The sequence below is a fragment of the Nonlabens sp. genome (genome assembly GCF_039941875.1).
Classification (GTDB): domain Bacteria; phylum Bacteroidota; class Bacteroidia; order Flavobacteriales; family Flavobacteriaceae; genus Nonlabens.
Genome location: NZ_JBDVDQ010000003.1, coordinates 1 through 15,861, shown reverse-complemented (window position 1 = coordinate 15,861; position 15,861 = coordinate 1). Strand labels below are relative to the sequence as shown.

Annotated in this window: 13 protein-coding genes; 9 read left to right on the top strand and 4 right to left on the bottom strand. The window is 32.8% G+C overall.

What is annotated here, in order from left to right; genetic code table 11:
• Positions 1 to 152 precede the first annotated feature (152 nt).
• From ABJF08_RS00445 to ABJF08_RS00435, 3 genes are all read left to right on the top strand, one after another.
• The gene (locus ABJF08_RS00445) at positions 153 to 1,358 is read left to right on the top strand and encodes a polysaccharide biosynthesis C-terminal domain-containing protein (RefSeq protein WP_348114083.1); all 1,206 of its coding nucleotides are present in this window, start codon (positions 153 to 155) and stop codon (positions 1,356 to 1,358) included.
• Positions 1,358 to 2,470 (top strand): hypothetical protein, encoded by a 1,113-nt coding sequence (locus tag ABJF08_RS00440; RefSeq protein WP_348114082.1) that lies wholly within the window; start codon positions 1,358 to 1,360, stop codon positions 2,468 to 2,470. Before ABJF08_RS00445 ends, ABJF08_RS00440 begins: the two co-directional genes overlap by 1 nt.
• A gap of 229 nt (positions 2,471 to 2,699) precedes the next feature.
• The gene (locus tag ABJF08_RS00435; protein ID WP_348114081.1) at positions 2,700 to 3,737 is read left to right on the top strand and encodes an O-antigen ligase family protein; all 1,038 of its coding nucleotides are present in this window, start codon (positions 2,700 to 2,702) and stop codon (positions 3,735 to 3,737) included.
• Here the strand turns inward: ABJF08_RS00435 and ABJF08_RS00430 are convergent.
• Positions 3,697 to 4,791, bottom strand: coding sequence for a glycosyltransferase (locus ABJF08_RS00430; protein ID WP_348114080.1), 1,095 nt, complete (start codon positions 4,789 to 4,791; stop codon positions 3,697 to 3,699). The two genes, ABJF08_RS00435 and ABJF08_RS00430, sit on opposite strands and share 41 nt — an antisense overlap.
• 92 nt (positions 4,792 to 4,883) lie before the next feature.
• On the opposite strand from ABJF08_RS00430, the gene ABJF08_RS00425 reads away from it, so the two are divergent.
• The 3 genes from ABJF08_RS00425 to ABJF08_RS00415 all read left to right on the top strand — a co-directional run bounded on the left by ABJF08_RS00425 (position 4,884) and on the right by ABJF08_RS00415 (position 7,809).
• Positions 4,884 to 6,134 carry an O-antigen ligase family protein gene (locus ABJF08_RS00425; RefSeq protein ID WP_348114079.1) on the top strand — a complete coding sequence of 417 codons (1,251 nt, stop codon included), beginning with the start codon at positions 4,884 to 4,886 and terminating at the stop codon, positions 6,132 to 6,134.
• 70 nt (positions 6,135 to 6,204) lie between these two features.
• Positions 6,205 to 7,302 carry a DNA-processing protein DprA gene (dprA, locus tag ABJF08_RS00420; protein WP_348114078.1) on the top strand — a complete coding sequence of 366 codons (1,098 nt, stop codon included), beginning with the start codon at positions 6,205 to 6,207 and terminating at the stop codon, positions 7,300 to 7,302.
• A 12-nt stretch (positions 7,303 to 7,314) separates the two neighbouring features.
• Entirely contained in the window at positions 7,315 to 7,809 is a 495-nt protein-coding gene (locus ABJF08_RS00415) for a MepB family protein (protein ID WP_348114077.1), read from the top strand.
• 351 nt (positions 7,810 to 8,160) lie between these two features.
• On the opposite strand, the gene yiaA is transcribed toward ABJF08_RS00415, so the two are convergent.
• On the bottom strand, positions 8,161 to 8,613 hold the full coding sequence (gene yiaA, locus ABJF08_RS00410; RefSeq protein WP_348114076.1) for an inner membrane protein YiaA: 453 nt from the start codon (positions 8,611 to 8,613) through the stop codon (positions 8,161 to 8,163).
• Between the two features lie 133 nt (positions 8,614 to 8,746).
• Between yiaA and ABJF08_RS00405 the strand changes: the two genes are divergently transcribed.
• The 3 genes from ABJF08_RS00405 to ABJF08_RS00395 all read left to right on the top strand — a co-directional run bounded on the left by ABJF08_RS00405 (position 8,747) and on the right by ABJF08_RS00395 (position 11,629).
• Positions 8,747 to 10,201, top strand: coding sequence for a hypothetical protein (locus ABJF08_RS00405; protein ID WP_348114075.1), 1,455 nt, complete (start codon positions 8,747 to 8,749; stop codon positions 10,199 to 10,201).
• An 88-nt stretch (positions 10,202 to 10,289) separates the two neighbouring features.
• Positions 10,290 to 10,892, top strand: a complete 603-nt coding sequence (locus ABJF08_RS00400) for a thioredoxin family protein (RefSeq protein ID WP_348114074.1) — start codon at positions 10,290 to 10,292, stop codon at positions 10,890 to 10,892.
• Positions 10,893 to 11,044: 152 nt separating this feature from the next.
• A complete protein-coding gene (locus ABJF08_RS00395; RefSeq protein WP_348114073.1) occupies positions 11,045 to 11,629 on the top strand; it encodes an NAD(P)H-dependent oxidoreductase in 585 nt (194 codons plus the stop codon).
• Positions 11,630 to 11,720: 91 nt separating this feature from the next.
• Here the strand turns inward: ABJF08_RS00395 and ABJF08_RS00390 are convergent, their stop codons facing one another.
• Entirely contained in the window at positions 11,721 to 13,760 is a 2,040-nt protein-coding gene (locus ABJF08_RS00390) for a TonB-dependent receptor (protein ID WP_348114072.1), read from the bottom strand.
• A 174-nt stretch (positions 13,761 to 13,934) separates the two neighbouring features.
• The coding region (locus ABJF08_RS00385) for an AAA family ATPase (RefSeq protein WP_348114071.1) at positions 13,935 to 15,861 on the bottom strand (1,927 nt) is incomplete at its 5' end.

Genomic DNA, 15,861 nt, shown 5'->3' with positions numbered 1-15,861 from the left:
TTGAATAACAAATATAAGCGGCTGTCTTGATACAAATACTCTAACAATAATCTATTTTTGTTTTTCCCTGAGAAGTCATAATTTTTTCAATGATAGTTAAACTGTACAAGCTACTATTTTCAAAACAAATAGCTCTTATAACCTTAAGAGGTATGGGTGTAGCATTTTTATTCTTATCTACTTTAATTATGACTAATTATTATGATAAAACAATCGTTGGAGAATTTGAACTAGCGAGGTCTATTTTATTGTTAGCAGGGGCCTTTGTATTAATTGGTACTGATCGTTCAATTTTGCAAATAGCAGGAAGACTATCCAGTAACAACGACTTAAGTCAGTTAAAGGCAATTTATCATAAAATTATATTGATTTACTTTATGATATCTTGTTTTATTTTGTCGATTATATTGATAATACCTGCAAGTTGGATTAACATAATTTCCTTAGATAAGCCTATGCTTTTTAAAGTGTTAGGCGTTCTATTTTTTTATGCACTAACATTGTTTAATACTGAAGTTTTTAGGGTTTATGGTAAACATATTTGGTCTGAGATTTATCGTGGGATATTTAAATACATTTTATTATTTGTAGGAGTAATTGTTCTGCTGTATCAAGATTTAACTCATTTCATACTCGACGTATTTTTATTCTCATTTTTTTTATTTTCAATTATAAGTACCTTACACATCTATCCATTGTTAAAAGTTAACAATTCTAAAACGATTATTACTTACAAAGAAATCATTAAGATATCGTTCCCTATGTCTTTAAGTAGTTTAGGTTTTTTTTTATTGTTATCTATAGATATCTTTTTTTTAAAATATTTTAAAGGTGATGAGTTGATTGCTATTTATGCACAACCAGTTAAAATAATAGCATTAATAGCTATGATTCAAACTACTTTACAATCTTCTATTTCTAAAATGATTGCTGATAATTATTACAGTGGTAATATGGAAAGCCTGAAACTGCTGATCATTAAATACACTCGTTTAATTGCGTTGATGTCTTTCCCGTTTTTAATAATATTTTTATTCTTTTCAAAAAGTATTTTACTCTGTTTTGGAGAAGATTATGTTTCTGGAAATTCAGTATTGTTAATTCTTCTAATAGGAACGACTGTCAATGCTTTATGTGGATGTACTGGAACTTATATGAACATGACAGGACGTCAAGTAGTGTTTAGAAACATTATTTTCATAACTGTGTTAATTAATCTAATATTGAATATTTTTTTGATTCCATTATACGGGATGAATGGTGCTGCGATATCAAGCACTATAAGCTTGATCCTTTGGAATATATTTACTGTGGTATATGTTTATGCAAAAGATCGTTTAATTTTAATACTTAATTAATGATTCTTTTGCATAGAAAAAAATTACTATTTCTACTTATCGCTTTATTGACGGTCATTTTAGGAATATTTGCCACATATTATTTGCCAGATAGATTTATGTTTGATGCCTACACGATTATTCTTGATAGGTATAATGAAAAAGGATGGTTAGGTAGTTATCCTATCTCTATGAATCTATACCATATATCTGGGATAGGCAAGCTTCCATTTCCAGTAGTTGCATTAATTCAGTTACCTGTATTGTTTTATCTAATTTGGCGACTAGGTTTACCTGATTTTTTCCACAAACTTTATCTACGAAATGTAATAATGTGGTTAGCTCTAATTATGCTAGCATTTTTTATAGCATTTGCTTCAAAAGAATTTATAAACTTTATTTACATTTATATTATATGCAGGGTTTTAATTTCAGACAGGGGTGTTTTAAAAAAAATAATATGGAGTAGTTTACTCTTGATGTTATTTGGAGCTATTTTTAGACCCTATTACTTTTTAATTCCAATCATAAGCGTAGGGATATATTTAATCAACTTAGTTAGTATTAAAAATAAAATTTTTTCTAATATTTTCTACGGGCTCTTAATAGCCATATTTATATCACTTTCTTATGGATTACTAAAAGGACAATATATGTCTGAAAGTTCTAGGGAAGAGCTTAATAAAGTTAGGATTGCAAAAAAGAATACTAACGCTGATACTATGATTATTTCACCAATTAAAACAGATTCATTTTATGGTGAAAGTATTGGTATTTTCTACGGTTTTCTTACAGTTAATCTGCCTATTAATGGATTACAGTTTATTTATAAGCCACAAGTTGTGGCTTTCGTAATATGGCAATTATCATTAGTAATTTTATTACTCTATTATTATCACAAGATTTTAAAGAAGAAACAAAATAGGCGAGTAGAGCAATGGATTTTTCATCTTCTTTTTGCATACTTCATTGTTCAAGGAGTTTTTGAACCAGATTTAGGTAGTGCCATAAGGCATAAAATAGGAATATTACCGCTTATATGGATAGCCGTTTATTATGATCAAGGACTAATTAAGAAACCACTGCACAAGAAAAAATATGTTTTTAAATCTCCTGCAAAAGTTAAAAGCTAATTATAACATAGTTTATATAAATCTATTAGGTTTATTAGCTAGTATTTTAGTTTTTAGAAAACCTGCGACTATTGGCATTTTAATATTCATTGCCTTTAATTTTTTGTTTTACAAAAAACTCAAGTTTAGTAGTAAAAAATGGATTCCCATTCTTATTATCTCGATACCATTTTTGCTAGATGTATTATTTCTTTGGAATAATGTAGATCTAGGAGATGGTTTTAAACATATGGAAAAACGCTTAAGCACCTTCATTTTCCCATTACTTATAATAGGTCAAGTATTCGTTTTTGATTTCCATAAGATACTTAAAATTTATAGTGTTTGCTTCACAACTATTTTATATGTTTTACTGGTTAGATTCTTAATAGTCGAACCAGAATTAGTTCAAAAATATTTGAATGGAATTCATTTATGGGAGATGGGTTATTCTTTTGCAAATAGTACTTCTGTTCATGCACCAGCTCTTAATATGCACGTCGCGTTCTTAGTAGTCGTGAATACTTTCCTACTGGTTAATCATGCGATTAAAAATAAATGGAAACTTTTAAGCTATAGAACAGTCTTGTTCTTAGCTTCATTATTAATGCTTCTTATAATCAATACGCGTCTTGCTATTGCAAATGCCGTGTTGGGTATCTTTTTAATCTTATTCTTTGAGTTATTTAAAAAAGTATCTCGCAAGAAATTAATATCAATTACTGCTGGGACAGGTGTGTTATTAATGGTTGTTTTTTTCGCTTTCGCGAAAGCGTTCCCATACATATCAGAAAAGTTTTCTAGTGTAACTTTTGCTCACATGGACAAAGTGGGGAAATTAGATGATTTTGAAGACCCTGAGGGAGAGATTTATAGTAGTTTTGTTACTAGAGTAAGTATATGGAAAACAGCCTGGGAGCGTGCTCAGGAAGATGTATGGTTTGGAGTAGGTGCTGCAGACGGTAAGGACGAACTTAATCAAGCTTATATAGATACTAATCAAATTTTCTTATCTAAATATAAGTTCCCTACGCATAACCAATATATTGATTTCTTATTAAAATTTGGAATTTTAGGCCTAATAGGTGTCTTGTTATATGTTTTTCATATTCTATGGATAGGTTTAAAATGGCAACATGTTATACCCATATTTTTCTTTCTTCTCTTTTTCACTTCTAACTTAACAGATGATTTTTTAATACGTTTTGATGGTATCACCTTCAGCGCCCTATGGGTGAGTATCTTTGCTAGTATTTTTTGGAATAGTCATTTGTATAAAGATCTATAAGTTCTTTGAAATTAGTTTCACAATTAAAATATTGTTCCACTCTTAACCTTCCTGCTTTACCCATTTTCATTCTTTTTTCAGGATCTTCTAGAGATAACATAGCATTTTTAAAGTCTTCTTTAGTCTCAATTAAAAAGCCTGTTTTTCCATGGACTATTAAGTCTTTGTTCCCTATTACATCTGTTGCAATTACAGGTAACCCCATTGCCATAGCTTCTATGACGGCTATGGGTAACCCTTCCCATAAAGAAGTTTGTAAATAAACATCTAGTTTTTCTAGAAACGGAAGTGCTTCTTTACGTTTTGTAAACCAGCCGGTAATGTTTATGTTTTGTGCTGTTATAGAAGATTTCATATCTCCATCACCTATCCATAAAAAATTGTATTCTGGTGTGTATAGTGCTAGACCGTTAAAAAACGTTGGGTTTTTTTGGAAACTAATTCTTCCTAAGGTGCCTATAATTATTTTTTTCGATGAAGTTTTTGGATTGTAATTTATTTGATCTAGCCTAATACCATTATTAATAAGTTCAGCATTTTTATTCATTCTTTTAGCAATAGTTTGCTCAGTAAAACCGCAAGCTATAGTCTTAGTCTTAGAAAATTTTGTAAATAGATATTCTATATTTTTAAACATATATCTTTTTAATTTCGATATATCTAATCTTAAAAAAGAATAACCATGTGGTGTATAATAAGAAATACATTGATGTGTTGTCATAGCCAGTGCCAGCTTACCTAAAATACCTGCTTTGCTACTATGTAAATGTACTATGTCCGGCTTAATAAACTCAATTGTTTCCTTAATCTGTTTGACCCCTTTCCAGTCGTTACTTAAAGAGATATCTTTATGAAGATCTAATAAAATTAAATTACAATTTTTATTAAAGTCTTCATTAATCTTGTTAGGATTGATTTCACTACGTTTATCACTATAAGCAACGAAAACTTCTAAGTTAGGGTCATTTCCCATTACTTTAGTTAAGTCTGTAAAATAGCTATAAACACCACCTCCTAAGGCTTCTATTACATGAAGAACTTTAATTTTTTTCACTTAAAATAAATTATAACTGTAAAGGTAATAGCTTTACATTGTAAAAAGGTAAGTTTTTCATCATCTTCGTAAATTGAAAAAGCACATATCACTTGAAAAAAGAAAACCCAATAAATAAATATCATAAAGCAGTTTTATATACTATTTATGGATTATTTCTTATGCCTTTATTGCCTAAAATAGCTGGTAACATAATGATAGGTGTTTTTATTATAGTTTCAATAGTTGCTTATTTTAATACTTTTAAAAGACAATTTAATTGGAAATTTTTTATCGTAATTTCACTTCTATACTTCAGTTATATAGGTAGTTTGTTTTACTCTGAAAATATGGAATATGCTTTAAAAAAACTAAGTACCGCAAGTCCATTACTGTTGTTTCCATTATCTCTTTCATTGTTTTCTTCTAGCCTTGTCGAGCTAGTCAAAAAAGAGACTAAGAATTATATAAAAGTCTATGTAGGATCAATAGTTTTATTATCCTTATTTGTTATAGTAGATAATTTTAGTGTGATTCATAATTTAGAATTATTTCACGATCAAATTTTAGAAAAAGGAACGGTCGTGGGGATGGACGCTCTCTATTTGAGTTTGCATATAGCCTTGGCTCTAATTGCTACGGTTTATTTATATTTTTTGTCACAGAAGGTATGGAAGGCTATTGTTGCAATTTTGACCATTTCTATTTTATTCGTTTTATTATTAATTCTATCATTTAAGTCTGCGATAATATCTTTTACAGTCGCATTCGGATTATATGCGCTCATGGTTAATAAGACGAAGTTATGGGCATTATTTATGTCAGCTACAGTTTTAGTTATTGGGCTATTAACTTTTTCGTCAAGTTTTAATGAAAAATTTAATAGATTATTAATCGTAAAGGATTCTGCGAATATGGAATATGCTGAAATTAAAAAAACGATTCAATCGTGTTCCATAGAGCTTATTCCAGAGGCTGGATTGTTAGGCTTTGGTCTAGGGGATGGTAAGGAAGAGCTTATTAATTGTTATGATGGTAAAAGTAGTAGTCTTAAAAATGCTTCATATAATTCACATAATCAGTATTTAAGTGTTTTTTTAAACGTTGGATTATTCGGTTTGATATTATTTGCATTTTCTTTATTTGCATTACTCTCTACTGGACTTAATCACAGAAATTATTTAGGTATAGCTATTTTAGTTCTTTTCGGTGTTTTTATGCTTGCAGAAAACGTTTTAGAAAGACAGCAGGGTGTTGTTTATTTTGCTTTATTTTTAAACCTACTTTTCATAGGTAATTTTAAAAGACCAGTATTGAAACCATTGGTACTATCGCATGAAAAAGTCTTAGAATCTTTGAATTAATTCCGCTTTCGCGAAAGCGAAACAATAAAACCATCAAGAACTACATACATTTTCCATAACTTAGTCCTCTATGGACCAACAAGAACTTCTTTCTCTGCTAGCACTTAAAAAAGCACCGTTAATAGGTGATATTATGGCCAAAAGGTTGATAAGAACCTTTGGTAATGCGACTGGAGTTTTTGAACAGCAATACAAAGACATAGCTGCCATAGAAGGAATAGGAGAGAAGAAGGCACAGTTTATAAGAAATAAAGATGGTCTATTTTCTAAAGCAGCAAAAGAGCTGGAATTCATAGAAGAGAATAAAATCAAATACCGCGTTTATTATAATGAAGATTATCCAGAACGTTTAAAATATTGTGTAGATGGGCCTATCATTTACTTTGAAAAAGGAAACATAGACCTCGATAATCCGTACACGCTGAGTATAGTCGGTACACGACAAATTACGAGTAATGGAGCCGCATTTTTAGAAAAATTTATCTCAGAAATTGCACCTTTAAAACCTATCATAATCAGTGGTTATGCTTATGGAGTAGATATTCTAGCGCATAAAATGGCGATAGAACACGGTTTACAAACTATTGCGGTTATGGCACATGGATTAAATCAAACCTATCCACGTAATCATGCGGCGCACAATGAAGAGATGTTGCAAAACGGTGGTTTTATCACCGATTTTTGGCATACAGATAACTTTGATCGCAAGAATTTCTTGGGTAGAAATAGAATCATTGCAGGAATGAGTGAGGCGACTGTGGTTATAGAAAGCGCTTCTAAAGGTGGCTCGCTAGTCACTGCAGACTTGGCTTGCGGTTACAACCGTGAGGTATTTGCTGTTCCAGGTCGTGTGAATGATAAATATGCCATAGGCTGTAACGAGTTGATAAAACAGTCTAAAGCACACATGCTCACAAAAACAGCCGACGTTCCCTACATTCTAGGATGGAAGGAGCGAGGTGTCGCCGTCCAGAAACAACTTTTTGTAGAGCTTACTGAAGAAGAAAAGCTTATTTATAGATTCTTAAAGGAGAATGATAATGAGATGCTGGATATTATAGCCCTCAAAATAAATATGCCAGTTCACAAAGTTGCCTCTCAACTCATGAGTATGGAACTTAAAGGTGTGGTAAAACCGTTGCCGGGCAAATTATTTACGCTGGCTTAATCCTCTTTTAGAATGAATGATACCTTAAAAATAGTACAAGAGAAGATTTATAATAAGTGCTCATTACCTATTACAGATTATCTAGAAGAGATAGAAAGTAAAGAATACAAGGCTAGTCAGTTTCAACTAAGCGATAAGAGTATCATCTGTAGAGATTCTAAGATTACACCTAAAAAGATCGGGCAGTTTGTAACCTTTTGGAAAAGAAAGGATGAGGGACCTATAGAGCCTTTTAGGGAGAAAGATTCTTTTGACTTTTTTGTGGTTAACGTAAAGGCTGGAGATAAATTAGGGCAGTTCGTATTTCCTATATCTGTTCTTATTAAAAAAGGAATTATCTCAACAAGTAAAAAAGAAGGTAAAAGAGCCATACGAGTTTATCCATCTTGGGATACGCCATTAAACGCAACTGCCATACGTACTCAAAAATGGCAACTCGATTATTTCTATGAACTTAATCCAGCAACCGATCTTGAGAAAGTAAAAGCACTTTACGATAACAAATAACTCTTTAGAATCGACATGCCAAGTATTCGTCTTGGCATTGTCTGATATATCGAGATGTTATGGATTACCAGAAAATCTATAAGTTAAGAACTACTCTAATGTATTAAAATAAAAACGACCTCTTCATTATGAAAAGGTCGCTTCTGTCATCAAAACAGGCTCGTCATTAGGCACGAGCCGGTTTTGTTAAGTCATTTTATTATTTTTTAATTTTAAATTAGAATAATTTTACGTATTACTTTAGTTTCCATTTAAAGAAATGTCGTTTAGGACAAAGGATGTTTACGTCAGAGTAAACAAATCAAAAATCTGATATTGTTAATCTCCAATCGTTAATCATTTTGCCTCTTTCTAATTTCCATCAAGAAATTTGACATCTCTAGTGTTTTTTTGCACGGCTATAGAAGCAAATAGACTTAGCAAAAAGGACATTGCATAGAATCCTTTCTCACTTAAAAGCAAGTCTGCATTCCATAATCCTATTACTAGTAGCACAATAGATGCGATGGTGACAAACCAGCTTATACCGTAATACATATCGGTCACGGCCAGTCCTTCTTGTTTATCTCTCACGGCTTTTTGTACCGATATCACTGAGAATAAACCGAAGAGTAGGATTACAAAATAGTATCCTTTTTCATTAAGCACCATCTCTGCATTCCATAATCCTATACAGTAAGAAACCATTCCTACTAGCAATGCTGTCCACGATGCGGCTATAAATGCTGCTGTCGGTTTACCAGTAAATGTTTCTGTTGTTTTAACTTCTTTTTTTTCGGTGTTGTAATTAACTTGATTTTCCATGTTGTTTTGTTTTGATGCTGCAAATATGTGACGAGCTCGTACTTGTAAATAACCTATTTTTGCTTAATTCATACGATTGAAAAACTATTATATAAATTTATAATACAGTAAATCAATAAGATAAGTTTAATATATGAACGATTTAATTAGTCTCATCAATTCATTTGGTAGCGATGAGGTGGATGCTTTTCTCGCTTTCGCGAAAGCGAGAAACCAACGCACCGACGTAAAGAACATAGAATTATTTCAATTCATACAACAAGGTGCAAGAGTAGATCTCGATATAAAAATCTATGGAAAACCGAATAAAAGCGCCCTGCATGCTCTCAAAAACCGTTTAAAAGAGAGTCTTATAGATTTTATAGCTATAAATGGTTTTGCCAGTGAGTCACAAGAAGAGATGCAACTTTTTAAACTGGTTCTAGCAGCTCGTATATTATTAGAACGTGAACAGTATAGATTAGGTTTTAAAACGCTTAAAAAGGCAGCTTCTATGGCTATTGCGTTAGAATCTTATGTGGTCTTACAGGAGATTTATTATACTCAGGTTCAATATGCGCATATCAATGATGCGATGTCGTTAGAAGAAACGATAACAGCTTATCAAGAAAATGAAAAACGATACCTAGCAGAATCTAGACTGGTAATGGCCTATGCAACTGTACAAAAAGCATTAAGGACACATCCTGCAAATGTTTATAAGGTGATTAAAACGCAGTTAGATCTTTTTCAAATTTCTATAGATCAGCAACTTTCTTTTAAATCTCTATATCAATTAATGAATATTGCTACAGAAGCGGCAACTTTAAAATCTGACTATGCTGGGGTTTCTATTTTTATGAACCACATCTATGATATTGTAGAGTTGAAAAAGCACCAGGCAGCAAAGCACTTGTACTACCATTGTGAGATATTGTACCTCATGGCTGGTGCTTGTTTTAGAAACAAAGATTTTTATAGATCTCAATTATTAATAAACGAGTTAGATCTAGAGATTATAAAACAAAAAGGGAAATATAAAAAGCAATTTGAAGAGCGTGTATTACTTCTCAAAGCACTCAATTATAATTATACAGGTAATGCCGCAAAGGCGATAGAAGAGGTGAGTAGCTTTAAAAAAATATCTTTAAGAATACGACTGGCACATGCAACATTTTTATTTCAACAAGAGCAACCTCAGGAGGCAAGACGTGTTATAAATTCATTTATGCATAGCGATAGGTTTTATGAAAAAAAGGAAAATCTATTATGGGTGCTCAAGAAAAATGTTCTAGAGATTTTGATTTATATGGAACTCAATCAGCCAGATTTAGTAGAGTCTAAGATGCGTAGTTTTAAAAAGAAGTTTAGATCGCGTTTGCTCGATTTAAAAGAAGATCGTGTGCTGGCATTTATGAGTTTGTTACGTCTATACTTTGAAAACCCTTTTGAGACTACAGAAGATTCTTTTAAGAAAAAAGTTAGCGCTGCATTTACCTATAAAACAGTGGATAGAGAAGATATTTTTATCATGAGTTTCTATGCATATCTTAAAGCAAAAATGGAAAATAAGAGCATTTACAGCGCAACGTTAGAGCTAGTAAATTAATTACTAGATTTGGTTGTAGGGAAATATATAACATAGCTTGTGACTTTTATCACCTTTTTAAAACTACTTGCTGCCTTACTTTTGTATCATGGAATTACAACAAATCATAAAAACAGCTACAGATAACTCTATTTCTTATCAAGAATACCGTGACCTAGTAGCAACACATACCGAGAATAATACGAACACAGGTGCTGAGGTTACTGAAGCGTTAGCAAATTATACGATGCTGAATAATCAGCGTATGAAACGTCTAGATAAGACCATGAAGATTCTTCCCGAAAATGAAGAGTTTCTAACGGCATTTGATAAAGAAGTATATTTTTTAATCATTACAGAAAGCTGGTGTGGTGATGCCGCACAAACTATGCCTATGATGAATAAAGTGGCACAAACCGCTGGTGTAGATCTAAGAGTCGTTCTAAGAGATGATAATCTAGATTTAATGGATCAGTTCTTAACTAACGGAGGTCGTTCTATAGCAAAGCTTATTTTAATAAATAAAGAGACAGGTTTACCAGTTACTACATGGGGACCACGACCTACTACAGCAACACAACTCGTTGCAGAGGAGAAGGCAGCAAAAGGTGTTCTCTCTCCAGAGTTTAAAGAAGAATTACAAAACTGGTACAACAAGAACAAAGGAAAAGATACAGAAAATGATCTTTTGAATATGTTGAAAGCTGTTTAAAATTAATTGTTTCTCTCTATAAGTAAATGAGAGCTTATAGGGGGAAATAGTCGTTTTCATAATTCTTTACCGTAAATTTTTAACAAACATTTTCTTTTTAGTTATAATTAAAATCATTTATTTGTACATACAAATATTATATATACAACATTATGAATATACTTAGAATAGATAGCAGTCCATTAAACGAAGCGAGTGTAAGTCGTGGATTACTAGATGTGTTACAAAATAAATTAGAATCTCAAGGACACGCAATAACAAGTAAAAGAGATCTTTACTATGATGATAAAGTGACCTTAGGTAATGAAGATCGTTACATGGGTTATTTTACACCGGTAGATCAACAGTCGGACGCTCAAAAAGCAGCAGTCGCAGGTAGTAATGAACTAGCACTAGAATTTGCCGCAGCAGATGCCTACATAATCGCAGCACCTATGTATAATTTTGGTGTTACTGCAGGTTTAAAAACTTATATCGATTTAATTTCTAGAGCAGGAATTAGTTTCAATTACCTTCCAGAAGGTCCGGTAGGTTTGTTGAAAGATAAAAAAGCATACGTAGTTGTTTCTACCGGTGGTACTCCTGTAGGTAGTGAGGTAGATTTTGTAACTCCATATCTAAGAACTTTCTTAGGCTTTGTAGGCATTACAGATGTCACCTTTATAGCAGCAGATCTGGCTAATGTAAATAGAGAAGAAAGTATAGCAAAGGCTACACAACAAATAGAAGCTCTTTAAATAGCTTCTAGAAATTAGTTGTATTAAAAATGCCAAGAGAATTTTATTCTCTTGGCATTTTTCAATTTAAGATAAGATGTAGGAAGGTTACTTAAAATCGTACCTCTATACCACCATAACCATTAATCCCTGGAGCAGGTTCAAAGAAACGTGACCCAAAAGCGTTAATCCTTACGTTATCTGTGTATTCTTGATCCAGTATATTGTTTAAACCGGCATAAGGCTTTATCGCAATCTTCTTATAGATAAAACTATAGCTAGTTCTAAAATTGATATTTTCATATCCATCAACAGTCGCTTCATTACTGTCATTTGCATATTGCTTACCTACTAATGATGCTTGGACGGTAGCAAAGAAGCCTTTTTCAGACTGATATTGTAACCCTATGTTTGTTAAGTGTTTTGGAATACCAGGTAATAAATTACCATCAAAGTTTACATCATCTACCACAAAGTCATTGTATTTAAATTCAGAAAATGTGTAAGCAGCAGTAAGTGACCATGCTTTTGTAAAAGCATATGCTCCTTCAACTTCTAGACCTTTACGTGTAGTTTTTCCTGCATTTCTAAAGAAAGTACGATCTGGAAAAGCGGCAAGTTCAAATGGGACTAAATCATCTTCTGTATCGATGTAAAAAATAGCTGTTTGATAACTTAAACCTTTTGCTAGATGTCCCTTAATACCTATTTCATAATTAATAGCTTTTTGCGCTTCCAGATCTTCATTAAATCCTTGGTCACCAGTAGGATTTGCAGATAACTCCGATAATGCAGGTGTTTCAAAACTTGTAGCAATGTTAGCATATACGTTGTGCGCTTTCGCGAAAGCGTAACTAGCACCTATACTTGGGTTTAAAGAATTTAATGTGATGTCACCAGAATCGTCACCATTGTCTAAGAATTCATCTACTGCGGTAAGTTTGTTATAATCAAAACGAATTCCTCCAGTAAGATACCATTTATCAAGCTCTAAATGATCGGTAACGTATATACCTAGATTTGTAAAACGCTCTTTTTGGTCAAGAGTTTGCTCACCTTTTATACCTTCTAGATTTCTGAAACGTTGTCTATCGTCATTTTGATATCCAAAATCATATCCTGCTTTCAAAGTATTTTTTCCTTTTGAATAAGTGATGTTTGCGCCTTGTCCTACATAATCTCTTCCTAAATCGATCAAACCTCCGAATTCAAAAGGCAATCTTCCTTCAAACTGTCTGTTGTTATAAAACATATAACCTTCTACAGTGGTACTTGTATTGATATTCCAGATGGCACTTAGTCCAGCTTTAAATTGTTGTATCGTTTCTCCTGTTTGAAAAAGGACGTTTGCATCTCTAGCCTGTCTTCTGTCTTCTTCTACTGAGGCTAAATTGATACCACCTGCATCATCAGCTTGTGGAGAATCACTATAATTAAGTAAAGCCTTTAAAGTGAACTTCTCACTTAATTTAAAATTAGCTTTTACGTTAGCATTATATTGTTCAAAACCGCTTTGATCTCTGTATCCGTCTGACTTTACATAATTACCATGAAATATATAGGTTGCATTTCCTGCATTAATTCCAGCTGTAGCTTGTAAATTTTGAAATCCATAAGATCCAGCAGTTGCTTTCAAGGTAGAGAAAGGCTTTTCTACCTGATCTATAGTTTGAATAGAGATAACACCACCTGATGCATTACCATATAAGCTAGAACTAGGTCCTTTTAACACCTCTAAACGGTCTATAATTCCTAAGTTAAGATTGTCTAATTGTCCTTGACCATCTGGTGTAGTTTCAGGAATTCCATCTACGATTAATTTTATGCCTCGTATTCCAAAAGCAGATCTCGCACCGAAACCACGCATAGAAACTCTTAAATCTTGAGCAAAATTATTGGCATTTTGAGTAAAAACACCTGGAGTCTGTTGTGTGTATTCTTGTAGAGAAAGTTGCTGTCTTGTTGCATCATCATCTGTTGCTTGATAAACAGATACTGCTGCAGGTAATTTTTGTGCAGTAGTAGAAATACGTGCAGACTTAATGTAAACAGTATCAATTTTTTGAGACGTTGTTGGCGTTTTGGTCTGGCTATAACCTAGTTTAATAAAAGCTGTACATAGGATAGAATAGCAAAGTAATGTTTTCTTCAATGAATTGATATTTTTGCGAAAATTACACCTTTAACATGTGCTATTCAAAAATATGTAAGGCAAAAAAAATGCTAAGAGACTTTCGTTTTCTTAGCATTTCTATTTTTAATTATTCATACATTATCGCTTATGTATTGTAAAACAATACCTTAAGTGGTCTTAGCTTCATATAAATTACTTACTAAGTCCTTTCCTCAACACCTCTTTTATACCTTCTAGATTCTCGGTGAAATCCATCATTTGACTCAACACTTGTGACATTTGATTCTGTCCACCTAGACCGCTAAGCTTATTGTTCTTGGCAAAAATCCCTTTGATGTCTTCCCATCGTTGTTGCTCTTCTGGAGTGATGTTGTTGACGAGTTCTTTATATTTTAATAAGTTAGCTTCAGCAGCACTTGTTAAGGTTTGTGATTCACTTTCATAATGCGATAATAGAAGCGTTTGCAGTTCTTTATCATCCATGATAGGAACAACTTTAGCGACCAGTTTATTCATATCACGGTAAGAACCTTGTAGTTTAAAACTAGGCTCGGTACGGTATGTGTCTTCCATTCCTGCGCTTGCGATGTAGGTCTGGTTCACTTTAAGAACGGTATCACGTATTTTCAAAACCTTTTCAAGTACAGCAACGTAATCGGCTATTTCTTGATTGCTGTGGTTTCCTTTTAACTCATTATCACTTGCTCCGTTTTGAACACGATCGATTAATGCATACACATCATCAAAATGTTTGTTACTCAACTGTTGCAATACAGGATTACTAGTCAGTGCATTTTCTACGAGACTCAATTCAAATAAATGAGCTGTATCACCTATAATATCACCTAGATTATAAATATCAGCACGGTTAGCAAGCATGTCTGGAATCTGGAATTTATCTCCACTTTCTGTATACGGATTACCAGCCATAATCACGCAGAATTTTTTACTACGTAAATCATAAGTTTTAGGCTTTCCATTATAAACTCCTTCAATCTTACGTGTACCATCAGACAGACTGATAAATTTTTGTAGAAACTCAGGATTACAGTGTTGAATATCATCTAGATATAACATCACATTATCACCCATTTCAAAAGCAAGATTCAGCTTTTTAAGTTCTTCTCTCGTTGCTGCGTTAGTTGCCGCTTCTGGATCTACAGATGTGATTTCATGACCTATCGCTGGACCATTTATTTTCATAAATATTAATCCTAGACGGTTTGCCACATATTCCATCAAAGTTGTTTTACCATAACCTGGTGGCGATATAAGTAGCAATAATCCCATGCGATCGGTACGTTTGGTATCACCTACCGTACCTAATTGTTTAGCAAGGTTATCACCTATCAATGGGAAATAAACTTGATCGATCAACTTGTTACGTACAAAAGAACTCAATACACGTGGTTTAAATTCTTCTAATCGCAAGGACTCTTTTAACTCTTCTGTTACCTCTTGTTTGGCTTTTCTAAAGGTTTCATAAGCAGGTACTTTTATAGTTGTAAAGTGCTCTAGTGTATGTACAAACTCATGGTAATTAAACACAAATACACCTTCTTCAATCGTCTGGTGCGATCCTTTTAATCCATTGATGTTTTCACTAGGTGAGATGGCTACTGTTTTATCAGCTGTAAGCTCTCCATAAAGTAGGTTTGCTACACATTCATCTATGTAGGGTAATAAAGTTTGTTTTGAGTCCGCTTTCGCGAAAGCGGAAACCCAATGTCTCACCAGTTCCACTTTAGACTTCACGTCCTCACAAGCTTCTAGGCTTTTCTTAAATTTCAAATCGGCATTTTGAGATTTTATTTTCTTCTCAAAAGCTTCTTTTAATTGAATCGCGCTCGTGCTTACTGTGAAATGATCATTGTCTTTCAGTTCATTGAATAAGTAACTTGCGATAGATAAACTATTAGCAGACTCAGATGTTTTAAAAATCTCATCAGCCAGTTCTTCTATTATAAAATCGTATTCCTTACTATCTGGAAAAACAGATAATACCTCACCAGCACTTTTTAAAATACGGTTGAGGTTAGATTGATGTTTGGTATCTAGTCCATTCCAATAGAATTGTGCTTGCGCTCTCGTATTTGGGTCATAAGTGAGTAAGCCCAGG